We start from the raw sequence: 23,702 nt of genomic DNA, 5'->3' as shown, positions 1-23,702 counted from the left end.
TGCGTCCTGAACAAGCGCGCACTTGAAACGGGGTTTGACACCTGCTCGTAACTTCGGGCGGCTCGCTTTTCCGGGATGCTTCACCACCTTGTCGCACGCCTTTCTTACTCCAATTTCCCTATAAAACCATGAACACGATCACCACCACCCAGCTGCTAGAATCCCTCCACTGGCGTTACGCCACCAAGAAGTTCGACCCATCCCTGAAAATCCCCGCCGCCACCTGGTCGGCGCTCGAGGAATCCCTCGTGCTCACGCCGTCGTCCTTCGGTGCCCAGCCGTGGAAATTCCTGGTGGTTAACACCCCTGAATTACGCGCGAAACTCGTGCCCGCGTCCTGGGGCCAGACCCAGGTCGTCGACGCCTCCCACCTTGTGGTTTTCGCCTTCAAGCTGAACCTCGATGAGGCGCACATTAACCACTACATGGCCCGCACCGCCGAGGTTCGCGGCACCACGGTCGAGGCGATGGAGCCGTTTAAAAAAATCATCATGGGCAGTCTCGACGGCGCTCGGGCCAAGGGTTACCTGGACACCTGGCAGTCGCGCCAGATTTACATCGCCCTCGGTCAGTTCATGGCGGCGGCGGCGTTGCTCGGTCTCGATACCTGCCCGATGGAAGGTCTCGATCCGGCCAAGTACGACGAAATCCTCGGTCTGGTCGGCAGCGGCTACACCACGCTGTGCGCCTGCCCGATCGGCTACCGTGCCGCCGACGACAAATACGCGACCACCCCCAAGGTGCGCTTCCCGCTCTCCGAGGTGATCGCCCACCTGTAAGCGAGGCCTGCCGCTGTCTTCAAGTAGCGCAGACTTCCAGTCTGCTTCGGTAAATCCCGATCTGCCTGAGCAGACTGGAAGTCTGCGCTACTCTTTTCTCCGCCCCGTCACCGCCTGCCCTTTCTTCTCCCCCATGAACTCATTCTCAATCTATACCCCCGCGCGCATTTTCTTCGGCACGGATCAACTCACCCCATTCGCCCAAACGGTCGCCAAACTTGGCCGCCACGCCTTCGTCGTCGTTGGCGGGGGCAGTTGTGAGCGGCTCGGTTATTTGGCCGAGATAACGACCGCCTTGGAACACGCCGGTCTGCGCGTCTCGGTTTTTCGCGGTATCGAGCCCAATCCCGAGGCGGCGACCATCAACCGCGCAACCGCCGCCCTGCGCTCGCTCGGTGCCGATATCGTTGTTCCCCTCGGTGGCGGCTCGACCATGGATGCAGCCAAGGCCATTGCCGCTCTCGCGACGTCCCAACTAGACCATGATATTTGGCCGTTCGTCCGCGGTGAGTCCCGCGAGGGCCAGCTCAACCGCGCACTGCCCTTGGCAGCCATTGCCACGACCGCGGCCACCGCCTCCGAGGTCACCCCCTACGCGGTGATTTCCAACCGCACCGTCAAAGGCAAATCGGTCCTCGCGCATGAGTTCCTCAAGCCGGCCGTCGCCCTGCTCAATCCGGCGTACACCACCCAGTTGCCGCCGACCGCCACGCGCGATGGGGCGGCCGACATCCTCAGCCACGTGTTTGAAAACTACCTGCTCGGCGGTGGCGACTCGCCGCTGGCCGATCGTCACGCGGAGGGCGTCATGGCCACGGTGATCCACAGTTTACCGCACGTGTTGGCCAAGCCCGACGACCTCGCCCACCGCGGCCAGTTGTTGTGGGCCTCCACGCTCGCGCTCAACGACTACCCGAACGCGGGCCGGCAGCCCTCGCAGTTCGTGCTGCATTCGATGGAGCATGCGTTGAGCGGCTGGTATCCCGACCTCGCCCACGGGCGCGGCTTGGCCACGTTGTACCCGGCGTATTTCCGCTGGCTGTTGGCGCGCAACCGCGGCCGTGAACGCTTCGCCCAACTCGGCGAGCGCCTGTTTGGCATCACCGGCGCCGATGCACCGGAGCGCTTCATCGCCACCTTCGAGGAATGGCTCGACGCCAACGGCCTGCGCCAATCGTTGGGCAACCTCGGCATCGACGAGTCCGACTACGCCCCGATCGCCGCCTACGCGGTTAAAGTGTACGGCGATGGCCACCAGCTCGATGCACTGGGGCCGTTACCCGCCGCCGAGATTGTTTCGATCTTCAAAGCGACGGCGCCACAAGCGCACGCTCTGCGGCACTGAGCGCCCGCCACTTGCCGGGCGCGAGTTTAAGATCGGCCAGCGCGAGTTGGCCGATCTGCGCGCGCACCAGCCGCAAGGTGGGGTGGCCCACGGCGGCAGTCATGCGGCGCACCTGGCGGTTTTTACCCTCGGTGAGCTCGATCGCGATCCAGCCGTCGGGCACGGTTTTGCGGAAACGCACCGGCGGGTTGCGCGGCGGCAGAGCGGGCGCGGGGTCGAGGCTCCGGACGCGGCAGGGCAACGTGAGGTGATCGCCGATTTTGACCCCGCGCTGCAGTTGCGCCAAGGCGTCGGCCGAAGGGATGCGTTCCACCTGAACCCAGTATTCGCGGCGGTGACCGTGCTGAGGATCGAGTAGGCGGGAGTTGAGACCGGCTTCGTCGCTGAGCAGCAGCAAGCCCTCGGAGTCGGCGTCAAGACGGCCGAGCGCATAAACGCGGGGAGGCAGCCCGAAATCGGCCAGCGTGCGCCACGCCGAACCGGGTTCGGGAGTGAACTGCGAAAGGACGCCGTAGGGCTTGTGAAGCGCGAGGAGCACGCTGACAGGGAAACAGTTTCACTCGGTTTCGCACTCAAAGATATTCAAACGAATCGTTTTAACCGCGAAGCCATCGGAAGGGACGTAACGCTACTAGGCAGTAACATTTACATTGTTAGATAAAACCAAGGCAGTTTAGCCGCGAAAGAACGCAAGGAGCGCAAAGATCAACCCCTGCATTTCTATGCGTTCTCTGCGTTCTTTCGCGGCTAAAAGGCTCGATGTAGGGCGTTGAAACAGCTGCGCAAGAAAGGGCGGAAAACGGGAAAATTTTTCGCATGTGCGGCGAAGCGTGTTACGTTGCGCGACCATGAACGCCGTACACCTGACCGCCATTCTTGAACTCTCGATCGTCGACCAACCCACACCCGAACCCCTGGCAGGCGAGGCGCGGGTTCGGCTCAAGGCTGCGGCGCTCAACCACCGCGATGTGTGGATCAAGCAGGGGCAGTACGCCGGTTTGAAATTCCCCTCGCAGCCCGGCTCCGACGGTGCGGGTGTGGTGGAAAAGGTGGGCGCCGGCGTGGGCGCGGATTGGGTCGGGGGCGAGGTGATCATCAATCCTGCCTTTAATTGGGGTACGCGAGCCGCCGCGCAGGGGCCGGATTTCACTATTTTGGGGCTGCCGCGTGAGGGCACGCTGGCCGAGGTGATCACGGTGCCGGTGTGCCAATTGGCGCCCAAACCCAAGCACCTGAGCTGGACGGAGGCGGCGGCCCTGCCGCTGGCGGGGCTCACGGCGTACCGCGCGTTGTTCAGTCGTGCGCGCCTCCAACCCGGCGAAAAGGTGCTGATCAGCGGGGTGGGGGGTGGGGTGGCCTCGTTGGCGCTGCAGTTCGCCGTCGCGCACGGGGCTGAGGTGTACGTGACCTCGGGTCACGACGAAAAAATCGAGCGCGCGATCAGCCTCGGAGCGGCGGGCGGGTTTAATTATAGCCATGCCGGTTGGGCCAAAACCGCGCTGCACGCGCACGCCGATCGGCTCTTCGATGTGATTGTGGATAGCGCCGGAGGTGAAGGGTTTGAGGCTCTAATCGACCTCGCTGCCCCGGGCGGGCGACTGGTGTTTTTTGGCGCGACGAAGGGCAATCCCCCGACCTTGCCTCTGCGCAAGGTGTTTTGGCGGCAGCTATCGTTGCTCGGCACGACGATGGGCAGTCCGGCGGACTGGAGGGAGATGCTCGGTTTTGTGGAGCGGCACCGCATCGTGCCGGTGGTCAGCGCGGTGTTTCCCCTGGCGCGAGTGGACGACGCTTTTGCGCTGATGGAGCGCGGCGGCCAGTTCGGCAAAATCGTGGTCAGTATGTAGGCGGCCGAACGTAGCGGCCCTGAAAGTAGCGCAGACTTCCAGTCTGCTTCGATGCAGCCGAATGGGGCCGCAGTTCAGCTCCAGCTCCGTCCGCAGCAGGCTGGAAGTCTGCGCGACTTTTTCGGCTACGACATTATTTGAAATGCGCTACTTGGCTTGCCGCCTCCGGCTTCTCCGAGTCGATCTCGGGGGTTGCTTCAGGGGGGCGGGCGCATTGAGTGCCACGACGTGCTGCTGCTTTTAACTCAACTCATTAGGTCATGAACCGGCTGGCGTTGCGCATGCTCTTTGGCGACCACGCCAAGTACCTGATGCTCATCAGCGGCATCACTTTTGCGGTTATCCTCATGGCGCAGGGCACCTCGCTGTTTTGCGGGCTCATGTCGTGGACCTTCGCCCCGTTGCGCAACATCCGTGTGCCCGTGTGGGTGGCTGATCCCAAGGTCGAGCAGGTCAACGACAACAAACCCCTGCGCGACACCGACGTGAACCGCGTGCGCTCGGTCGACGGCGTGGCGTGGGCCGTGCCGCTTTATCAGGGCACCACCCAGGCCAAGCTCGCCGATGGCTCGGCCAAACTGATCACCCTCACCGGCCTCGACTCCACCACGCTGATCGGCGCGCCCACCGAGTTTTTGGCCGGTAACATCGAGGGGCTTCGGTTGCCCAACGCGGTGATCATCGACGAATACGGCGCGGAGCGGCTCAGCGACGGGCTCGGCCGCCGACTCGGGGTGGGCGACCGCTTTGAGATTAACGACCGCGAGGCGCGCATCGTCGGGGTGTGCAAGGCCGCGCGCTCCTTCACCGGTGGGCCCTTTGTGTTCACTACGTACGACCGTGCGGTCGAGTATGTGCCCAGCCAGCGCAAACTGCTCACCTTCGTGCTCGCCGCCCCGGCCGCCGGCATCGAGCCGCACGAACTAGCGCGGCGCATCGCCGCCGCCACCGGTCTGGCCGCCTACACCAATGACGAATTCATGTGGTCCACCATTTGGTGGTACGTGAAAAACACCGGCATCCCCATCAACGTCGGACTGATCGTGGCCATCGGTTTTATCATCGGCACCGTCATCTCCGGGCAGACCTTTTATTCCTTTGTGTTGGAAAACCTCCGCAATCTGGGCGCGCTCAAGGCCATGGGGGCGAGTACGGCCACCCTGTGCCGCATGTTGATCCTGCAATCCTTCGCCGTCGGCCTGATCGGCTACGGCTTTGGGCTGGGGGTGGTTTCGTTGATCGGCCGCGCCGCCATTAAAACCGGCCGGGTGCCGTTTTTGATGCTCTGGCACATCCCGGTCGGCGTGTTGGCCGCCGTTCTGTTTATCTGCGCCTTGGCCTCGGTGCTGGGCATTATCAAGGTCGCCCGCCTGGAGCCGGCGATCGTCTTCCGCAGCTAATCCCATGGCTGCTTCAATTTCACTCCAACAACCGCTGCCGGCTCCGCTGGCGCTGCAGTTGACCGGCATCACCAAGTCCTTCGGTTCCGCCGACTCGCGCACCGTGGCGTTGCAGCAGGCCGATTTCGACGCCCGCCTGGGCGAACTGATGATGTTGGTGGGTCCTTCCGGCTGCGGGAAAACCACCCTGCTTTCGATCCTGACCGGAACCCTCCGCGCCGACGCCGGCGAGAGCAACGTGCTGGGCTACCGGCTTGGCACGATGAGCCAGGCCGAGCTGACGCGTTTCCGCCGCGCACACATCGGTTTTATTTTCCAGGATTTTAACCTGATCGCCACCCTCAGCGTGTGGGAAAACGTGGCCGTTCCCCTGCTCATCCAGGGTTGCGGTCGCCGCGAGGCCGAGGCGCGGGCGCGGGCGATTTTGGCGCAGGTCGGCTTAAAAGGCCGTGAAGACGAGCCGCCCAAGCGCCTCTCCGGCGGCCAACAGCAGCGTATCGCTATCGCCCGCTCTCTCGTGCACGCGCCGACGCTGATCGTCTGCGACGAGCCGACCAGCGCGCTCGACAGCCGCACCGGCCAGCAGGTCATGGAGCTGCTCACGACCTTCGCCCGTGACCCGCGGCGCACCGTCATCGTGGTCAGCCACGACCCGCGCATTTATCGTTACGCCGACCGCATGGCTGAAATGGAAGACGGTCGCATCACCCGGGTGCTGGCTACCCCGGCCGCCATCGCCGCCGCCCACCCCTCGATTTAACACCATGATTCTTCTGCGTAAAATTTCCTTCTGGCTGTCCCTGGCCGGGCTGGTGTCCGCCGCCACGTTCGTCCTTTCATTTCGCACCCAGTTCAACCAGCCCGCGCCGCCGCCTCCCGTTGCCCCGCCGGTCAAGCCCTTTGCCCGGGGCGGGATCGGCGCCGCCGGGATCGTCGAGGCCCTGCGCGAAAACACCGCCATCGGCGTGCCCGTGTCCGGCCTGGTGACCCGCGTGTTGGTCGCCAACTGGGACCACGTCGAGGCCGGCGCGCCCTTGCTGCAACTCGACGATCGCGAGCTGCAGGCCCAACTGCTCACGCGAACCGCCGAGGTGGCAGTGGCCGAGGCTCAGCTCGCCGGCCTGCGCACCCAACTGGCACGGGTGGGCAAACTCACCGCCGCCGGGGCTGCACCGACGGAAAACTTGGAAACCCTGCAGGATACCCTGGTGGTTAACCAGGCGCACTTGACCGCCGCCCAGGCCGGCGTCGCCCAGACTCGGCTCCTGCTCGACCGGTTGACCGTGCGGGCACCGGTCGCCGGCACCGTTTTGCAGGTCAACACCCGCGCCGGCGAATTCGTCGCCGCCGGAGCCGCCACGCCGCCGCTGGTGCTCGGCGATCTTTCCCGGGTGCAGGTGCGCGCCGACGTGGACGAACAGATCGCCCCCCGGGTCAAACCCGGCCGCCCCGCCGTCGGTTACCTCAAGGGCGACTCGGCGCGCCCGATTCCGATGACCTTCGTGCGGATCGAGCCGTTTGTGGTGCCAAAAAAATCCCTGACCGGCGCCAGCACCGAGCGGGTGGACACCCGGGTGTTGCAGATCATCTACCAGTTCACGCCCGCCGCGGACCGTGCGGTGTACGTGGGGCAGCAGCTCGACGTGTTCATTGACGAGTGAGCCGGAGTGGGCGAGGCGTGCGGGCAATGCGCACGAGCTGCCAGGCCGAATGTAGCCCCTTTGTCCCGCGCCCGCAGTGGGTGCATTGACATGGTTTGGCCATCGACTGATATCGACCCAGTTAAAAAAGCCCGACTGCGGCGCAGGTCAGGCGCTTTTTTACCTGGATAAACCATGGATATCACCATCAAGAACTTGACCAACGAAAAGGGGCTCCTGCGTACGCTGATCGATGTTCTGCCTGATTGGATTTACGTGAAGGATGCCCAAGCCAGGAAAATACTGGCCAATGCCGCTGACCTTAAAAACATGGGGGCCAAGTCGGAAGCCGAGGCGCTGGGGAAGGATGATTATGCTTTTTTCCCCGATAAGATGGCGGCCGCTTTTTACATGGACGACATGGCCGTTTTGGGGAGCGGGCAGGCCATTGTTAATCGTAAAGAAAAGTTTGTCAGTCCCTCGGGTGAGGTGTGCTGGAGTTTGACCACAAAACTTCCTTTGCGCGATCGCTCGGGAAGCATCGTCGGCCTGATCGGCATCGGGCGCGATATCACCAAACAAGTTCAGATGCAGAAATCGGCACTCATGCTGATTGATGAAATCGGTTTGGCGATGAAGGCCGGGAAATTCGAGACGGCGAAGGACCTTCTTCCCATTCTAAAACAACGGGTCGAGAATGTCGGCCAAGACGATCAGTCCGCCCATTGATAATCGGCGCAGGTTTTTAGTTTGGGGAAGCGGGGTTTGACGTGGAGCCACGGCCTCGGCCGACCCCGTTGGCCGATTCTTATCCTGCGATCACGCGCGCCTTGCTGGAAAACATTGGCGTCGGACTGGGTAGGTGCCCATGACCTGTGCCGACATGGGCGTAAAAATCAAAGCCAACGACGACCGCATTCTCGCCATCGCCACCGCGGTGTTGCTCCTCAGCCGCGACGATTTGAGTCAGCGCGGCGCCACCCCCGGGCTGATCACACGTGCGCTGGCGGTTTATCGCACCGACTACGCCGGTTACAAGGCGCTGCATCCCCAGCGCGACCGGGCGGCGGTGAGCGACCTGAGCGCGTTGCCCCAGCAGGGGCGGCGCGAGGTTTACGAAAAGCTGCTCGCCGCAGTCGACGTGATTTTGGCGCGGATCGAGCGCAATAGCACCCAGTTCAGCAGCTTGTTGGAACTGGATAACTTTTTCGCCTTTAACCTGAAGCAGTTCGATTGAGCGAAGCGGCTAGCGGTGGTTTACGGGACGCGCTGCCGATGCGTTTCGGTTTGATTCGCCGTTTGCCAGCGACCGGTCCCGTAAAAGTTTTAAAAAACCGCTTGCCTTCCGGTTCGAAAACCTGATTTTCCACAACTCTTGTCAGTTCGTTGGGGCTGTTAGCTCAGTTGGTAGAGCGCCTGCATGGCATGCAGGAGGTCAGCGGTTCGACCCCGCTACGGTCCACCATTTTGGATAAAAGGCACCGGTTTTAATACCGGTGCCTTTTTGCTGTCCGCCCCTCGGGCGATCAATCGTCCCCTCGGGCTTTAAGTTACAGCTCCTGGCAGGCAGTAACATTGATCTTGGCTGATAGTGCCAAGGATTCTCTTAAGACGTAATAGGGGATTTTAACGCAAAGACGCGAAGGTCGCCCGAAGTGCGCCAAGTAAGCCAGGGAATTGCTTGGCGACCTTTGCGTCCCTTTGCGCCTTCGCGTTAAAACTCCGCTTCCGGATCCGCCAACTCGAAGGTTACTGCCCGTTACGGGCGAAAGCCGTCGCGCCAGGCTTTGCCGCGTTCGAGTCGGGTTCGCACTTCCGGCCAGTCGCGGTTGGCCAGGGCGGTTTGGAAGCCTTGCAGCTCGTCCTGAAACTGGCGCATCGCGCGCAGGACCTCGTCGCGGTTCTGCTGAAAAATCTCAATCCACATGGTGGCGTCGCTGGCCGCGATGCGCGTGGTGTCGCGCAGGCCGTTGCCCGACAGGTTGCGCCACTGCGGGTTTTTCGCTGCGAGAAAGGTGGCCAAACTCGTGGCCACCACTTGCGGCAGGTGGCTGACGTGGGCGGTGATCTCGTCGTGTTGGTCGGGCGAGAGCGTGGTCACTTCGCTGCCCAAGTCGCTCCAGAAGCGGGCAACCGTCGCGACGGCCGTTTCATCGGCGCCGTCCAGGGGCGTCACAAAGCAGACGCGTTTTTCAAACAGGGTTGGGGTGGCGTTTTCCCAACCGGTTTTTTCGCTGCCGGCCATCGGGTGGGCTCCAATAAAATGGGCGCGCGGGGCGAGCGCGGAGTGGCAGGCGCGACACAGTTCGCCTTTGACGCTGCCCACATCGGTGACGATCGCACCGGCGGGCAGGTGGGGCGCGATGTGCCGGGCCAGCTCGATGATTTTGTCCACCGGGGCGGCGAGCACCACCAGGGTGGCGTCGCGCACGGCGTCCGCGGTGGAGTCGGCAACGTGGTTAACCCAGGGTTGCTCGCGCAGTTTGAGGCGAGCGTCCGGCCGGCGGGCCCAGACGGTGATACGGTGGGCCAGCCCACGATCGTGGGCAGCACGGGCGACCGATCCACCCAGCAAGCCGGGGGCGAGGATGACGAGGTTTTCCAGCACGCACTTGGTGAAAACGCTTAGCTGGGGGGCTGTCGAGTTTATCGGCGTGGGGCAGGGGAACACGTTGCAATTCGCGCCTCGGCTCCTTTGCTCTGCGTTTTACCGATTTTACCCTTATGGCGGCTCATCGTTCAAAACATCGCATCGAGGCATTCTGGCAGGCGGGGCGGCTTTGGCTGCTGGTCGGAGTCGGGCTCGCCGCTTTGGGTGGGCTGTTTTACTTTCTGGCCACCGTCGGGCCTAAACGCGTCGACCCATCGGCCAGTGTGAGCAGCGCACTGGAGGACCCGGCGATGGTGCGGTTGTCGGACGAGATCGGTGAATTGGAGCGTAAATATCGCCAGGCTGCCGACGCCAAGCTGAGCACCGAGGATGCGAGTGCCGCGTTGACCCAAGCCGTCGCGAAACAGAAGGAGTTGCTTCGCACCTTTACCAAGGCGGGTTTGGACCAATCCAGCCGGCTGTCGCGGTTGGAGAGCGAGCTCGATGGCGTGCGGGCGAAGGAAACGGTGACGCAGGTCGACCGCCTGCAAAGCGACGGCGAGGAGCTTTTGGGGACGGGAAAAGTGGACGCAGCCGGGGAAATGCTCCGCGAGGCACTGCGCTTGCAGCAGGAGATTAACCGCAGTTCGGCCAATTCCCGTTACAAAAACTACGTGCGCGAGACGGCGTTAACTCAGGCCGTGGCCGCAGTCGATGCCGCCCCGTTGCGCAAAGAAAAGGACACCTTTTTGGCGGCAGCTCGCCAAGCGGTCAGCGAGCAACGCTGGGCTGACGCGCTCACGGCCTACACGGCGGCGCGCGATGCCCAGGCGCGCATCAACCGTGAGTATGGGAGAACTCGTTACGCCGACCTGGCCGAGGCCGATCGCCTTAGCGCGGAGATCGAGTCGCTCAACGCTGCGGGTATCGCCACCGAGATCGACGTTAAGTCCAAGGCCGGCGATGCGGCGATGGCGCGGGGGCAGGCGGCCGAAGCTGCGGCGCGTTTCGCGGAAGCTGGAACGTTGCAGTTGCAGGTGAATCAGAACTACCCGCGCAGCCGGTTCGTTTCCTCGCAGCTCATCGAGAACCTGGAGGTCAAACGCCAGACGGCACTCTCGTTTGATTTAGCTGAAGCGATCGCCGGCCTCGACCGCGAGATCACCGCGCACCTGCGCAAGCGCCAGGTCGTGGCGGCGGACCAGCAGCTCACCTTGATTGCACCCAAGTTAGAAAAAATTGCAGCCGAGTACCCCAAGAGCAACCGGTTGGACGGGGCCTTGCGCACCAAATACGCCTACTTGGCGCTGCGCCGGGAAAATTTGCGTGCGCTCCAGGATGCCGTTTACGACAACCTGCTGCCCTTGCCGGGCGTGGCCGAGCGCCAGATGCTCGCGACCGAGGTGCCGCAGTCCCTCTTTGTTTTGGTCATGAATACCAACCCCAGCCGGAATCCCGGCCGGGCGTTGCCCGTGGACTCGGTGAGCTGGACGGATGCGCAGGAGTTTTGCACGCGCCTGGCATGGCTCCTGGGCCGGACGGTGCGGTTGCCCACGATCGAGGAGTTCCGGTTGGCGCTGGGTGAAGTCGGCCGCGAGGGGTGGAGCAGTGAGAACAGCGGTGGGCGCAGTCATGATGCGGTCCGCAAGCAAGCGGGGTCGGACGGTTTCGTGGACTTGCTGGGTAACTTGGCCGAGTGGGCGTCCGCTGAGGCGCTGACGGATCAGGCGCAGATCTTTGGCGGCAGTTATCTGGATGCGCCCGCAGTTCTCGCCAAGGCGCCCGTAGAATTGCGCCTGAAGCGCGACCGGGCCCGCCACGTTGGGCTGCGCCTGGTGGTCGAATAAAGTGCGCTTTCCCAGCAAGTCGGATGGGAGCGCGGGCGGGACTGCGACGCGGTGGAATCGGTTAAAACGCTGGTTTTGAAATCTCTTAAATTCGCGCTTGCACTCGGGGGTGGAACTCGGCTTTTTGACTCCTCCACAGCGCAGCCTTAGCTCAACTGGATAGAGCATCTGACTACGAATCAGAAGGTTTGGGGTTCGACTCCCTAAGGTTGCACCACTTTTTTAAGCCCGTTATTCACCACTGAGTAACGGGCTTTTTTGTGGGTGAATTAAGCGTTTTTTTTGACGCCACTGATAAGGCTGAGCTCAGCTCCCGCGTAGCGTTTAGCGCGTACTTTAACACTTCTCTTTGAGTTAATCACCATGTGTGCCGTTATAAGGGTATTCTTTCACCCCCTATGACTACCCTAACCTCGGTTGATCTCGCGGCGGCCTCCGTGCCCTTTAATCGCTTTTTCCAACGCGGCGTCGGCTCCTGCCACGCCTACCTCACCTTGCGCGAGGACTTCCGTGAACACGTCCGGCTGGCGCAAAAGGAAATCGGTTTTGGAGGCATCCGTTTCCACGGCATTTTTAGCGAATACGTCGGCGTCGTGCACCACGGTGAGGAGGCCGACGGTCCGCAACTTAACTTTCAAAACGTCACCAAGATCTACGAGTTTTTTGTGGCTCAGGGCATGAAGCCGTTCGTCGAGTTGGGCTTCATGCCCACGCGCCTGGCCAGCGGCGCGGAGACGATTTTTGATTACCGCGGCAATATCACGCCACCGAAGGATTGGGCGCAGTGGTCGCGGTTGGTCCGCCGGTTCGTGGCGCATCTGGTTAATCACTTCGGTGTCGCCGAGGTGCGCACCTGGCATTTCGAGGTCTGGAACGAGCCCGATTTGCACAACACGTTTTGGACCGGCTCGATGGCCGACTACTTTCAGCTCTACGCCGAAACCGCGCGCGCCGTGAAGGACGTAGATGAGCAGTTGCGCGTCGGCGGCCCTGCCACCTCCAAAACCATGTGGGTGCCCGACCTATTGGCATTCTGCGCCGAACAGCGCGTGCCGCTCGATTTCATCTCAACCCACCACTACTGCGTCGATGCCGACCTCGTGCGCGGCGTGCCGGATGGACCGATGTATTACCGCGGCATGAAAGGGATGGTCGGCGACGTGCAGCGGGTTCGGGAGCAGATCGCCGCCTCGGCTTTCCCCAACGCCGAACTCCATTTCACGGAATGGAACTCCTCGCCCGCCCACGAGGATGTTTATGGCAAGGACACCGCCTTCACCGCCGCGTTCGCGCTGCAGACCATCAAGGAGGTCTCGGGCCTGGTGGATTCCTACATGTGGTGGACGGTGAGCGACATTTTCGAGGAAAGCGGGCTGAGCCTGCGCCCGTTCACCGGTAAATACGGATTAGTTAACCAACACGGGATTAAGAAGCCCGTGTTTCATGCCTTTCGCTGGTTGGCGCGACTGTATGGGGAAGAGCTTGCGCTCTCGCATGGTTCGGCGCGGGCGACGCGCTCCACGCAGGGCGACGTGCGTATCCTCAGCTGGAATTTACCCGAGGTGATTGAAACCGATCTCGGGGGCGGGGATTGGCAGACGAAGGGTGCCCAACGCACGGATACCTTTGTGTTTAAAGGCCTGCATGGCCGGTACCGTATTCGCGTCTGGACGGTGGACGACCAGCGCGGCAATGCGCTCCATGCGTGGCGCGAGATGGGGGCGCCGGATTACCCTAAAGCGGCGCAAATCGCCGCGTTACGGGCGGCGGCCGAGCCGGTTTGCCTGCGCGACGAGGTGCAGGATTTCGCGGTGGGGCAGGGGGATTTCACCCTAACCCAGGTGTTGGCACCGTGCGCTTTGGTCTGTTGGGAGCTGGACCGGGTTTGAACCCGTTTCGGGTTCGAAGGCTGCTCATACCATTTCCTTGAAAGCGAAATGGTATCAGTGGCCGGGAAGGCGTGGTGATCGTGCCGGAAGTGGACGCCCGTAAGGGCCCCGGTTACCGTTACGAGCCGGCGTTTAAACCCGAACTCCTGAGTTGGTCGGCGCGATCTGGTGCAACCTGCTGTGCATCTGACCGTTCATTCATCCATTTGACTCCCTCCGGTCGGGCTCTTAGCCCCGCTCTGCTGAGCGGCCCATCTCCGCTGCGCTTCGTCACCGCTCTTGGCGAACCTCTACCTCAACGAGCTCGATCATGCGGTGAATGAGAAGTGCGAACAAAAGCCGACGATGGTGCGTTACGCCGACGACCTCCTGATCTTGTGCAAACCGGGTCAAGGGGCGGGGCTGCAAACGCGACTGAAACGGTGGCTGGAGGCACGCAAGCTAAAGCTCAACGAAGAGAAAATCCGACTGGTGGATACACGAAAGGAAGGCTTTGAGTTCCTCGGTTTTTCCGTCGCATGGCGGCAAGGCATGAAGAGCAAACGAAGCTATCCGCACGTGGAGCCCAGTGCGAAAAGTCAGGCCAAGTTACGCGACAAAGTGCGGATGGAGCTAGATGTGCGAACGCGCAACCAACCGGCGGTGGCGGTGGTCCGCAAGGTCAACCAAATCACTCGGGGCTGAGCGACGGCGTTTCATTACGGCAACAGCACGCACGTGTTTAGTAAGCAGCAGGTCTTTGTTCGTAACCGGCTACGCCGATGGCTGTGGCGAAAGTATAGCCGCACCCACGGACTCTTCGAGTTCTTCACCGACGACCGTTTGCATGGTCAATACAAACTATGGCACTGGCCGCTTACGGCGGCTTGGAAGCAATGAACTCCGCTGAAACCAAACCGAAAGAATGGGGACTCGGTAAGCCGTGTGCGGGAAAACCGCCTGCACGGTTCGACGAGGGGGCGAGCTACATTGGCGGGTTACCGCCACGCGGCTCTCTCTACTCTACTAAACCGCCCCTGCACGACGGCACGGAGTTGATTGACCGGGAAGATCGCGGCGACTGGCATCGCGTGGCACTGACGGATGGCTGCGAATGCTGGCTACCGCGCGCGCAACTCATACCATTTTGCATTCAAACGCATTAAAACCCGACCACTACCGTGATCACGTCAGTAGCGACCCATCATCCAACCTTAAAACACCCGGATTTTTAACCACTAATGAACACTAAGATACACTAATCAAGAAGCGACGAATCCCTTGTTTTTATTAGTGGGAATTAGTGTTCATTAGTGGTTAAAATGGATCGTTTGTATTTCTTTGATCGCGAAATGGTATCAGTTGGCAGCGGTGAAGCGGCAGCGCGCACTCCCCGTGGCCCTGAGCGTGAGCTCGTGGAGAGCGCAGAGGGGTGGGAGCGCCGAGCTCCAGCTCGGCTTTGCGGCTTTGGGCCTGCGATCGATCCGGCGGAGCTGGAGCTCCGCGGTCCATCCTCACGCTCAAGGCCACGCCAGAGCCCGCAGCCCGTGCTGATCCCGTGGCCCCGAGCGTGAGCTCGGGGATTCCCTGCGTTTCGCCGCCCTTTCGTGACTTCGTTTCACCAATCGTAGCGCAACCCTGCTCGGCTCCACCGGGGCGGGGCGGTATTGACGATTCCGCTGGCCGTGCGCCCCGTCTCAACTTCGGCATCGAACGCGTTTTCGATCGCTATAAAGCCTTCCCACCTTCGTCCAAAGCGGCGCGCCACACCGAAATCAACCGTCGCCGCCGGGGACAGGCGCAGGGTGTTTTCGTCGTCTTCATAAGCCGCCGACATCCATCGGGCCCGGGCGGTGAACTGGAGTTCCCACGGCGCTTTCCAGGTCGCGCTGGTGGTAAAAGTGTTGCGGGGGACCTGGGCGAGGCGGTTGCCGTCGAGTGCGGCGGGCGCCGAGGGGCCGGGGTTAATCACGCGGGCATCGGTGAGCAGGTGGGCGGCGCCTAGCGTAAGCGCGGCATGGGGGCGGGCGCGTACCGAGGATTCCACGCCGGCCACGCGGACGTGGTCGAGGTTGCGGCGTTCGCGGGTGTTGGCAGCGAGGGTGACGTTGGTCACAGCATCGTGGAGTTCGTTCACAAACGTGGTGACCGAGGCACCCAGCGGCGCGTCGGGCCTGCCGAGGTCGAAGCCGGTTTCGTAGCCGGTGAGCGCTTCGGGCGCGAGCGTGGGGTTGGCATTGGTGGTGACGGACCCAACGCGAAAGGGGCGGTAATACTCGTTGAGCGTGGGCACGCGGAACGACTGATACACCGAACCCCGCGCACGCAGCTCGGGCGTGGGCTGCCAGACAAGCCCTAGCGCGGGGCTAAACTCGGTGCCGCCTTGTGCGGCGAATTGTTGATCCAGCGTCAGCGCGCCGCTCTGCGTGTTGACTTCACGGCGGAAGCCTTGGGTTGTCTCCCAATAATCCACGCGGGCGCCGGCGCTGGCGCGCAGGGTTGAACCCAGCTGGTGTTCGTGACGGGCAAAGACGCCGGTAAAGGTTTGCTCGCCGCCGGCCCGACGATCGCGGGTGAAGTCATTGAGCGGAGCGGAAAATAAAAAGGCTTCCCGCGTCACCCCTGCCACGTGGCGGGCATCGAGTCCCATGGTGGTCATCGCGTCGTCGGTGGGCGTGCCCCAAGTCGCCGTCGCCCCCGCGCCTAGGGCCGTAGCGGGCACATCGTATTGGTTGCTCGCGGGAGTCTCGGCGGTGCGGGCGGCGTTCACCGCGCTAAAATAGGAGGCGAAGCTTTGGGCTTGGACGTAGGTGACAGCAGTCCAAGCAACTGGGCTCGCGTGCGCTTTGGCGGGCGAGTTGGCGAGCGTGGCAGAAAAAAAGCGTTCGTCGGTCGCGTTGCGCTGTAGTGGGGTGCCGTTGCCGCGTTTCTCGGCGTAGAGGCGGGCGGAGACCTTGAGGTCGATCGACTCGGTGAGCGCGTTGCGCAAGGTGGCCTGGGTGCGCTTGTAGTCGAGGTCGGCGCGGCGGTCGATGGCGCCAGGACCCCGCAGCAGGTAAGCGCCCGCGGAGGCAAAAGCCGCCGCGTCCACGGTGGCGCTGTGGCGGTCGTCGGCGGAGCTGGTGGTGACGGCGAGCTCGGCACCGCGGGTGTTGAAATCGCCGATGAGAGCTTCAACGGTGCCGTGGTTACCGGCGGGCGGAGTGGTGAGCAGTTGCACCGAGCCGCCCAGTGACGCGTTGCCCCAGACACTGGAGCCGCCACCGGGTACGCTCTCGACCGCGGCGATCGAGAGCTTGGGCAACTTGGTCCACGCAACCCAGCCGCCAAAAGGATCATTAAGGGGGACGCCGTCGAGCAGGACCAGCGAGCGACTCGCGCCGCTCGGGCCGAGTCCCCGCAACGACACGCCCTGCGCGGTGGGGTTGGCGGTGAGGCTACCGCTCCGGCGAAAAAGGCTAAACGCCGGAGCCGCGCGCAACGTGTCGTCGAGTGCGAGAGCAGGCGAGGCGCGCAAGTCGGCAGCCGTGAAAACCGTGGCGGTAACCGGAAGCGTGCTCACGGGTTGCGCGGAGCGACTAGCGGTCACGATCATAGGCGCCAGCGCGATTGCGGGCAGGTCCGCGGGTTCCGGGGCGGCTCGTCCACCCGCTGCGAGCGCGGCCGAGCTAACGCTGGCAATGAGTAAAGTTATGCGGGATGCTTTCAATTTTCTGCGAAGCTCTTGGTGGTTCCTCGGCGGTTTCAGTGGGCAGTGTCCAAACCATTGGTCACAAAAAGCACCAAATACCACAAAAACGCACCGAGCACGGACGAGGCCTACTCGGGAAAATCCCCCGAATAATTTAGCCGCAAAAAAGCGCAGAAGTCACAAAACCCGAAAGCGATCCGGTATTAACCACTCATGCTATACCATTTTGCATTCAAACGCATTAAAACCCGGCCACCACCGTGATCGCGTCAGTAGCGACCCATCATCTAACCTTAAAGCAAATGTAGTTTTTTAATCGCTAATGAATAATAAGATACACTAATCAAGAAGCGTCGGATTCCTTGTTTTTTTTAGCGGCTATTAGCGTTCATTAGTGGTTAAAACGGTTGGTTTGTATATCTTTGAACGCGAAATGGTGTTAACTCATCGGCACTAATAAAGCAGTCCGGATTAGTGACTCTTAGGGGGCAGGAATAAGCTGAAATTCCGGTTAGGGTTGGTCTTGAATCGTGATTCGGCACGGACGACACGGAGGTCGTCCCTAGTGTGCCCGGCATGGGAGTGAACTAAACATATGAAATGAAATATTCGGGAAAAGTGACAACAACCGTAGCCAAGACCAAGGCGGGAGCCGCGAGGCACTCAGCACGAAAGAAGGTGGAGGCAAAAGTCCGACCGTAGGAACACGAACAGGCAGAGAGGCCGCGATGCGGGCGACAAGCGTGCTAGGAAACGCGAAGTCCAACCGTCACCGAAAGACGCATCGGGTAGAGCCTGGCGGCCCGGATGGAGAGTTCACGCACCTTACCCGGGGAGACCTGCCAAGCGAAAGCGAGGCAGGAGTCAGCAAAGGCCGTAGTAGCGAAGAGATCCGCGTAACGGCGGGAGGAGCGAAGGGCCGAAGAGACGGAGAAACGCGGATCGCCAGAAGCCCCCGAGGCAATGGGCGGGAAGGTTTCCGAAACGAAGCGGGCGTGACAATTACGGTCGCCACCCGAAGCGGTGCGAGCGGACTGGACGGATGGATAGCCGTTTGGAACGTGAGCGCGGGAGCCGAGTCCGGCAACGGGCGGCGGAAGGGAAAACGATGAACGCGAGTGAAACGCCGATGGTGACGATGGAAGAGGTTCTGTCGGCGGAAAACCTAAACGAGGCCTGGGTGAGGGTGAAAGCCAACGCCGGGGCTGCGGGAGTGGATGGGCGAACGGTGGCACAAACCGCCGAGCTGATCTGCGGGCACAAGGAGGAACTGCTGGAGCTGCTGGTTGCTGGAAACTACCAGCCCAAGGCGGTGAAAGCGGTGGATATCCCGAAGGCCAACGGAGGGGTTCGCCGGTTGGGCATACCGACAGTGCTGGACCGCTGGTTGCAGCAAGCCATCCACCAAAAGCTCGGCCCCCTGTGGGAGTGCGAGTTTAGCGAACACAGCTACGGCTTCCGGCCAAACCGCTCCGCGCACGACGCGGTGCGGGCGGCCCAAGCCTACGTGCAAGCGGGCAAAAGCCATGTCGTGGACATTGATCTAAAGGCCTTCTTTGATCACGTGAATCACGACCGGCTGATGCACCTGGTCGGGCGCAAGGTGCGCGACAAGCGCATCCTGCGGCTGATTGGGGAGATATTGCGCGCGCCCATGAGACTGGCCAGTGGCCAAGAAGAACTACGCCGGGAAGGCACGCCGCAAGGCGGGCCCCTCTCGCCGCTACTGGCCAATATCTACCTGCATCCGCTCGACACCGAGCTGGAGAAACGCGGGCTGTCGTTTGTGCGTTATGCCGACGACATCGCGATCTTCTGCGCAAGTGCGAGGTCGGCGGAGCGGGTGGAGGCCAGCGTGACCGCGTGGATTGAACGCGAGCTGAAGCTGCCGGTTAACCGGGCCAAAAGTGGCAGTGGTCCCAGCGATGGGACCGCGCTGCTCGGCTTCCGGTTGGAAAAGGACGGCACGATTCGGCTGGCGCCGAAAAGCGTGGACCGCCTCAAGGCCAAAGTCAGGGAACTGTGGGACGCACGCCAAAGCCTGACGAGCGAGGAGCTGCGAGAGCAGTGGCTGCGATACATTAACGGATGGTGGGGTTACTTCCGGCTGACCGAGAGGCGCTGGGATGTGACCGACCTATCCGGCTGGATACGCCGCCATATGCGCAAATGCTTCTGGCAAAGATGGCACCACCCAAGGGGGCGACTCAACGCCCTGAAGCGGCTTGGACTACGAGGAGAAATCCTCGGCATGGCCTACAGCGCGAAAGGAGCGTGGGCGATCGCCCGGCACTGGGTGATGACGAGTGCGCTGAAGAACAAGACGCTGAAACGCTATGGGTTTACCCTGCCGTGGGAAACGGCGACGACATAGGTCGTCCTCCGACTCAACCGCCGGATGCGGAAAACCGCACGTCCGGTGGTGTGGAAGGCTCACGGGGCGCAATCCCCGTGAGCCCATCCGATCTTGCCAAACCATGCGTGGCTACGCGGTCAGCTTCCGGTGGTTTTCCTCGGCGCCATGGTTTCGGCTCTTGCCAGTGCGCGGGGCGGGGCGTTGGAGTCGGCGTACTATGGCTCTCTTCGGTTCCCTTGCCACCGTTCGCACCCAACTCGTCGACCGTCCTGCGTTTCGCACGGCGCTCGCCTACGTCGAGGAAATCCTCTGTCCCGGCTCGCCGGCGCACGCGCGGCTCCAAGCCGTGGCTTCGGGCGATACGGTGCGCGTTGAGTTGGGCGATGGAATCTTCGCCCTCGAACAGGCCTACGTAGCTAAACCGCGCGTCGACGGGCGCTGGGAGGCGCACCACGTTTACGTCGACGTGCAAGTGGTCGTCAGTGGCGACGAATTGATGGAGGTGACCGAGGTTTCGCGGCTGAGCGTGGCCGAGGATTTCACGCCTTCGAAAGATCTGCTGTTTTTTGGCGACTACGCCGAGGGCTCGGTGCTGCGGGTACGGGCGGGCGAAATCGCGGTGTTTTACCCGATCGATGCGCACAAGCCTTCGCTGGCCTCGGGCGTGCCTGCCGCGCTGGTGCGCAAGACGGTCGTCAAGGTGCCTGTCGCCTCCGTCGCGTGAACTACCGCCATCACTTCCACGCAGGTAATTTTGCCGACGTGGTCAAACACGCCGTGCTGGTGCGGATCGTGCGCGCGATGCAGGCCAAGGAGCGCGGGTTCCTTTATGTCGATACCCACGCCGGGCGCGGGCGCTACGACTTGGCCACGGCTGCGCGCGGTGATACCTTGGAGCGCACGCCCGAGTGGCCTGCAGGCATCGGCCGCCTGTGGGCGCGCACGGGCCTGCCTGAGTTACTCGCCGACTACGTGACTCTCGTGAAAAACTACGACCAGCAGTTGGGCAACTTGGAGCCGGGCCCCGGGCCGCGGTTTTATCCGGGATCGCCGCGTTTGGTGCGGGAGTTGGCCCGGCCGCAGGACCGGTTAACCCTGTTCGAAAAGCACCCCGAGGAAGCCGAGGCGTTGCGCATCGAAATGCTGCGTTTGGGGTCCGTCGGTATCCAGGAAGCGGATGGTTATACCGGCCTGCGCGGGCAGTTGCCGGCCAAGGAAAAACGCGCGCTGGTGCTGATCGATCCGCCCTTCGAGGCGAAGGACGAGTTTGTGCAAATCGTCCGTGCGGTGGGCGACGCGCTGCGGCGGGCTCCGGCCACTACGATTATGGTTTGGTACCCGTTGACCGAGCGGGCGCGCGTTGATGCGTTTTTTGATGATCTGCGGATGCTGGAGTTGCCGCCGACCTTTGCGCTGGAGCTGACCGTGGTCGGGCCGGCCCATCCGATGAAGATGAAGGGTTCGGGGCTGGTGGTGATCAATCCGCCGTGGAAACTGGATCAGGAATTGGCGCCGGCGGCACGCTGGTTGGCCGAGGCGCTGGCGCAGGATGAAGGCGGCCGGGCCGAGTTCCACTGGTTGGTCCGCGAGCGCTGATTCCCGTGGGGCGCGGCGCGGGCCGCGCGCGGCAGAAGCGGCACGTTACAGGGAGTGGCGGGAGATGACTTGCGGGGCGGTTCGTGCCGTGTAGTTTCCACGCCTCCTATGAAAACTCTTCTCCGTTTCGCTCTTATGGGTTCGGTAATCTGGGTTGCGCCGTTGGGCCTGACCGCCGCCACTCCGGTGGCCCCCGCGGCTGCTCCCGTCGCGCCTGCGCCAGGTGGTTTTTCCATTCAGCAACTGTCCGAAGGCCTCAAGGCTGGTCTCGGCTCGATGATCTCGCAGTCCCTCGGCAGCGGCACGCTGACCGTGACCCCGCCCCCGGCGTTGGCCAAGATCCAGACCGCGTTGAGCAAAACCGGCAATGCTGCCGCTGGGGCCGGTTTTGAAGAGGCGCTGAAGGCGGCGGTCGCCCAAGTGTCACCTCAGGTGGCCGGCCTGCTGAAGAGTGACTTGTCGGCGGTTAAGCCGGAAGACGCCCAGGGGCTCTTGGCGGGTGGGCCGGATGCGGCAACGAAGTTTTTGCAGCAAAAGATCGGGCCGAGTCTGCGCGAAAAACTGTTGCCGCTGGTGAAGCAGGCGACGGCGTCCTCCAGCACGGCGGCCAAGGCCAAGGAGATGCTCGCGCTGGCCGGACCGTTCGCGGGTATCGCTGGTAACAAGGCGGTTAACGACCTCGACGGTTATCTTTGTGATCAGGTGCTCGCGCAGAGCTTCGCGTTGGTAGCCAAACAAGAGGCCGCAGTGCGCGCCAACCCGGCGCTGCTCAAGGACAGTCCCCTCGCGCAGAAGGTTTTCGCCGCGTTCAAGAAGTAAGGGACTTTGGGGTGGGATTGAGGGGAGTGAACTCGATTCGCAGGCGTGCACGGATTAGCGGGCATTGCTTTGGCTGGTAAATTTCCGTGCCACGCAGGGCGGCTCGTGACGTCTTGGCCTGCGCCGAAGTCCTTGAAAAAAGGAGTGGCGTCGGCGCGGGCGGCCTTATGAAGTTAGCCCTCACATGAACCCTGTTTTTAAGCTGTTACTCGAAGGCGGACACCTTTCCACGGCCCAGATGGCGCAAGTCGTCGGGCTGTCCGAAGTCGAAGTTCAACAGCACCTGGAGCAGCTGAAAAAAGATAAAATCTTCCTCGGCTGGCGTCCGGTGCTCGACCTTTCCCGTGAAGGCGCCGGTGTCGCCGTTCGCGCGGTCATTGAGGTTAAGGTGACCCCTGAGCGTGGCGGTGGTTTTAACCGTCTTGCCGAGCGTCTGGCGCGCTTTGACGAGGTTGAGTCCTGCTACTTGATGTCGGGCGGTTACGACCTGCTTGTCATCGTGGATGGCGCCAGCCTGCAGAAGGTCGCCGGGTTTGTGTCGGAAAAACTTTCCACCCTCGAAGGAGTGCTCTCCACCAGCACCCATTTTATGCTCCGCTCCTACAAGGAGGGCGGCTTTTTGATTGAGCAAAACGAGAGCACGTCGACCCGGCTCACAGTCGCCCCTTAAGTTTAACGTTATCCCATGAGTTCTGACTCCAAACGCTGGGTGGCGAGCCATGTGGCTGCGCTGCCCAAAAGTGGCATTCGCGATTTCTTCGAGTTGGTGGCCAAGATGAAGGGCCAAGACGTGATCTCCCTCGGTGTGGGCGAGCCCGATTTTGTTACCCCTTGGCACGTCCGAGAGGCAGCCATCTACGCACTCGAAAAGGGCAAGACCTACTACACGTCCAACTTGGGCATGATCGAGTTGCGTCGCGCCATCGCCGGCTACGTAACCGAGCACTTTTCGGTCAACTACCGCCCCGAGGACGAGATTCTCGTCACGGTCGGTGTTTCTGAGGCGATCGACCTCGCCCTACGTGCCTTGTGTAACCCGGGCGACAAGGTGATGTATCACCAGCCCTGTTACGTTTCGTACCACCCCAGCGTTGCGCTGGTGCATGCCGAGGGCATCGCGGTGCCGACCTACGCCAAGGACGGTTTCGCGCTCACCGCCGAAGCCTTACGCGCGGCGTGGGTTCCGGGCTGCAAAATCCTTATGCTTAACCTGCCGTGTAACCCCACCGGTGGTACGTGCAGTTTGGAGCAATTGACCAAGATCGCCGAATTTTGCCGTGAAAAAGACCTGCTGGTTTTGAGCGACGAGATTTACTCCGAACTGACCTTCGACGGCGTGCACACGAGCATCGCGAGTCTCCCCGGAATGGCTGAGCGCACGATCTTCCTGCATGGCTTCTCCAAGGCCTTCGCGATGACCGGCTGGCGTATCGGCTACGCCTGCGGCCCGGCCCCGCTGATCGACGCCATGATGAAGGTGCACCAGTACACCATGCTGTGTGCCTCGATCATCGCCCAGGAGGCGGCTCTCGAAGCGCTCCTGCGCGGCTGGGACAGCGTCTGCAAAATGCGCGATCAGTACCACCGCCGCCGCGATCTGGTGGTGCGCCGCTTCAATGAAATCGGGCTGACCTGCCATTCGCCGCGCGGGTCCTTCTACGCCTTCCCATCGGTCGCCCAGCTGGGAATAACTGAGAAGGACTTCGCGGTGGGCTTGCTGCAGCAGGAGAAGGTCGCAGTGGTTCCAGGTAATGCCTTTGGCGTTAACGGAATCGGCCACGTTCGCGCGTGTTTTGCGACCAGCTACGAACAGCTGATCATCGCCTGCGACCGCATGGATCGCTTTGTTCAGGGCGTCAAAAAATAGGCGCCCGCCCTCTTGGCCCCGCGCGTATCCACTTAAGGCATTTTGGGCAAAATCCCG

Annotated in this window: 21 protein-coding genes and 2 tRNA genes; 20 read left to right on the top strand and 3 right to left on the bottom strand. The window is 62.1% G+C overall.

Annotated elements, in window-relative coordinates; translation table 11 throughout:
* Nucleotides 1–128: 128 nt before the first annotated feature.
* Both H2170_08270 and H2170_08265 read left to right on the top strand, forming a co-directional pair.
* The gene (locus tag H2170_08270) at nt 129–779 is read left to right on the top strand and encodes an NAD(P)H-dependent oxidoreductase (GenBank protein ID MCS6300084.1); all 651 of its coding nucleotides are present in this window, start codon (nt 129–131) and stop codon (nt 777–779) included.
* A 133-nt stretch (nt 780–912) separates the two neighbouring features.
* On the top strand, nt 913–2,124 hold the full coding sequence (locus H2170_08265) for an iron-containing alcohol dehydrogenase (protein MCS6300083.1): 1,212 nt from the start codon (nt 913–915) through the stop codon (nt 2,122–2,124).
* On the opposite strand, the gene H2170_08260 is transcribed toward H2170_08265, so the two are convergent.
* Nucleotides 2,084–2,662, bottom strand: a complete 579-nt coding sequence (locus H2170_08260; GenBank protein MCS6300082.1) for a pseudouridine synthase — start codon at nt 2,660–2,662, stop codon at nt 2,084–2,086. The two genes, H2170_08265 and H2170_08260, sit on opposite strands and share 41 nt — an antisense overlap.
* A gap of 310 nt (nt 2,663–2,972) precedes the next feature.
* Here H2170_08260 and H2170_08255 point away from each other — a divergent pair, with 310 nt between their 5' ends.
* The 7 genes from H2170_08255 (at nt 2,973) to H2170_08225 (ending at nt 8,476) form a co-directional block, all read left to right on the top strand.
* A complete protein-coding gene (locus H2170_08255; protein MCS6300081.1) occupies nt 2,973–3,971 on the top strand; it encodes a zinc-binding dehydrogenase in 999 nt (332 codons plus the stop codon).
* Nucleotides 3,972–4,231: 260 nt separating this feature from the next.
* The gene (locus H2170_08250) at nt 4,232–5,371 is read left to right on the top strand and encodes an ABC transporter permease (GenBank protein ID MCS6300080.1); all 1,140 of its coding nucleotides are present in this window, start codon (nt 4,232–4,234) and stop codon (nt 5,369–5,371) included.
* Between the two features lie 4 nt (nt 5,372–5,375).
* On the top strand, nt 5,376–6,131 hold the full coding sequence (locus H2170_08245) for an ABC transporter ATP-binding protein (protein MCS6300079.1): 756 nt from the start codon (nt 5,376–5,378) through the stop codon (nt 6,129–6,131).
* Between the two features lie 4 nt (nt 6,132–6,135).
* The gene (locus H2170_08240) at nt 6,136–7,032 is read left to right on the top strand and encodes an efflux RND transporter periplasmic adaptor subunit (protein MCS6300078.1); all 897 of its coding nucleotides are present in this window, start codon (nt 6,136–6,138) and stop codon (nt 7,030–7,032) included.
* A 174-nt stretch (nt 7,033–7,206) separates the two neighbouring features.
* On the top strand, nt 7,207–7,740 hold the full coding sequence (locus H2170_08235) for a PAS domain-containing protein (GenBank protein MCS6300077.1): 534 nt from the start codon (nt 7,207–7,209) through the stop codon (nt 7,738–7,740).
* 154 nt (nt 7,741–7,894) lie between these two features.
* Nucleotides 7,895–8,248 (top strand): hypothetical protein, encoded by a 354-nt coding sequence (locus H2170_08230; protein MCS6300076.1) that lies wholly within the window; start codon nt 7,895–7,897, stop codon nt 8,246–8,248.
* 152 nt (nt 8,249–8,400) lie between these two features.
* A tRNA-Ala gene (locus H2170_08225) sits at nt 8,401–8,476 on the top strand.
* A gap of 294 nt (nt 8,477–8,770) precedes the next feature.
* Here the strand turns inward: H2170_08225 and H2170_08220 are convergent.
* A complete protein-coding gene (locus H2170_08220) occupies nt 8,771–9,682 on the bottom strand; it encodes a prephenate dehydrogenase/arogenate dehydrogenase family protein (GenBank protein ID MCS6300075.1) in 912 nt (303 codons plus the stop codon).
* Nucleotides 9,683–9,735: 53 nt separating this feature from the next.
* Here H2170_08220 and H2170_08215 point away from each other — a divergent pair, with 53 nt between their 5' ends.
* The 5 genes from H2170_08215 (at nt 9,736) to H2170_08195 (ending at nt 14,216) form a co-directional block, all read left to right on the top strand.
* Complete coding sequence (locus tag H2170_08215) at nt 9,736–11,448, top strand: SUMF1/EgtB/PvdO family nonheme iron enzyme (protein MCS6300074.1); 1,713 nt, start codon at nt 9,736–9,738, stop codon at nt 11,446–11,448.
* A gap of 140 nt (nt 11,449–11,588) precedes the next feature.
* Nucleotides 11,589–11,665: transfer RNA gene (locus tag H2170_08210), tRNA-Arg, on the top strand.
* 181 nt (nt 11,666–11,846) lie between these two features.
* Nucleotides 11,847–13,337 carry a hypothetical protein gene (locus H2170_08205; protein MCS6300073.1) on the top strand — a complete coding sequence of 497 codons (1,491 nt, stop codon included), beginning with the start codon at nt 11,847–11,849 and terminating at the stop codon, nt 13,335–13,337.
* A 279-nt stretch (nt 13,338–13,616) separates the two neighbouring features.
* Nucleotides 13,617–14,021, top strand: a complete 405-nt coding sequence (locus tag H2170_08200) for a hypothetical protein (protein MCS6300072.1) — start codon at nt 13,617–13,619, stop codon at nt 14,019–14,021.
* Between the two features lie 33 nt (nt 14,022–14,054).
* The gene (locus H2170_08195) at nt 14,055–14,216 is read left to right on the top strand and encodes a hypothetical protein (GenBank protein MCS6300071.1); all 162 of its coding nucleotides are present in this window, start codon (nt 14,055–14,057) and stop codon (nt 14,214–14,216) included.
* Nucleotides 14,217–14,934: 718 nt separating this feature from the next.
* On the opposite strand, the gene H2170_08190 is transcribed toward H2170_08195, so the two are convergent.
* Nucleotides 14,935–17,064, bottom strand: coding sequence for a TonB-dependent receptor (locus H2170_08190; GenBank protein ID MCS6300070.1), 2,130 nt, complete (start codon nt 17,062–17,064; stop codon nt 14,935–14,937).
* Between the two features lie 1,072 nt (nt 17,065–18,136).
* Between H2170_08190 and ltrA the strand changes: the two genes are divergently transcribed.
* The 6 genes from ltrA (at nt 18,137) to H2170_08160 (ending at nt 23,645) form a co-directional block, all read left to right on the top strand.
* Nucleotides 18,137–19,381 (top strand): group II intron reverse transcriptase/maturase, encoded by a 1,245-nt coding sequence (gene ltrA, locus H2170_08185; GenBank protein MCS6300069.1) that lies wholly within the window; start codon nt 18,137–18,139, stop codon nt 19,379–19,381.
* A gap of 199 nt (nt 19,382–19,580) precedes the next feature.
* Nucleotides 19,581–20,087: a YhcH/YjgK/YiaL family protein gene (locus tag H2170_08180; GenBank protein ID MCS6300068.1), complete on the top strand. Its 507-nt coding sequence runs from the start codon at nt 19,581–19,583 to the stop codon at nt 20,085–20,087.
* Entirely contained in the window at nt 20,084–20,959 is an 876-nt protein-coding gene (locus H2170_08175; protein MCS6300067.1) for a 23S rRNA (adenine(2030)-N(6))-methyltransferase RlmJ, read from the top strand. The genes H2170_08180 and H2170_08175 overlap by 4 nt, the downstream gene beginning before the upstream one ends.
* 108 nt (nt 20,960–21,067) lie before the next feature.
* The gene (locus H2170_08170) at nt 21,068–21,778 is read left to right on the top strand and encodes a DUF4197 family protein (GenBank protein ID MCS6300066.1); all 711 of its coding nucleotides are present in this window, start codon (nt 21,068–21,070) and stop codon (nt 21,776–21,778) included.
* Nucleotides 21,779–21,962: 184 nt separating this feature from the next.
* Nucleotides 21,963–22,448 carry an Lrp/AsnC family transcriptional regulator gene (locus H2170_08165; protein ID MCS6300065.1) on the top strand — a complete coding sequence of 162 codons (486 nt, stop codon included), beginning with the start codon at nt 21,963–21,965 and terminating at the stop codon, nt 22,446–22,448.
* A 15-nt stretch (nt 22,449–22,463) separates the two neighbouring features.
* Nucleotides 22,464–23,645 (top strand): aminotransferase class I/II-fold pyridoxal phosphate-dependent enzyme, encoded by a 1,182-nt coding sequence (locus H2170_08160; GenBank protein ID MCS6300064.1) that lies wholly within the window; start codon nt 22,464–22,466, stop codon nt 23,643–23,645.
* The last annotated feature ends 57 nt before the right edge of the window (nt 23,646–23,702 follow it).

This window comes from Opitutus sp., assembly GCA_024998815.1.
Classification (GTDB): domain Bacteria; phylum Verrucomicrobiota; class Verrucomicrobiia; order Opitutales; family Opitutaceae; genus Rariglobus.
The sequence above is the reverse complement of the archived record's forward strand: the minus strand, read 5'-3'. Positions and strand labels throughout refer to the sequence as shown.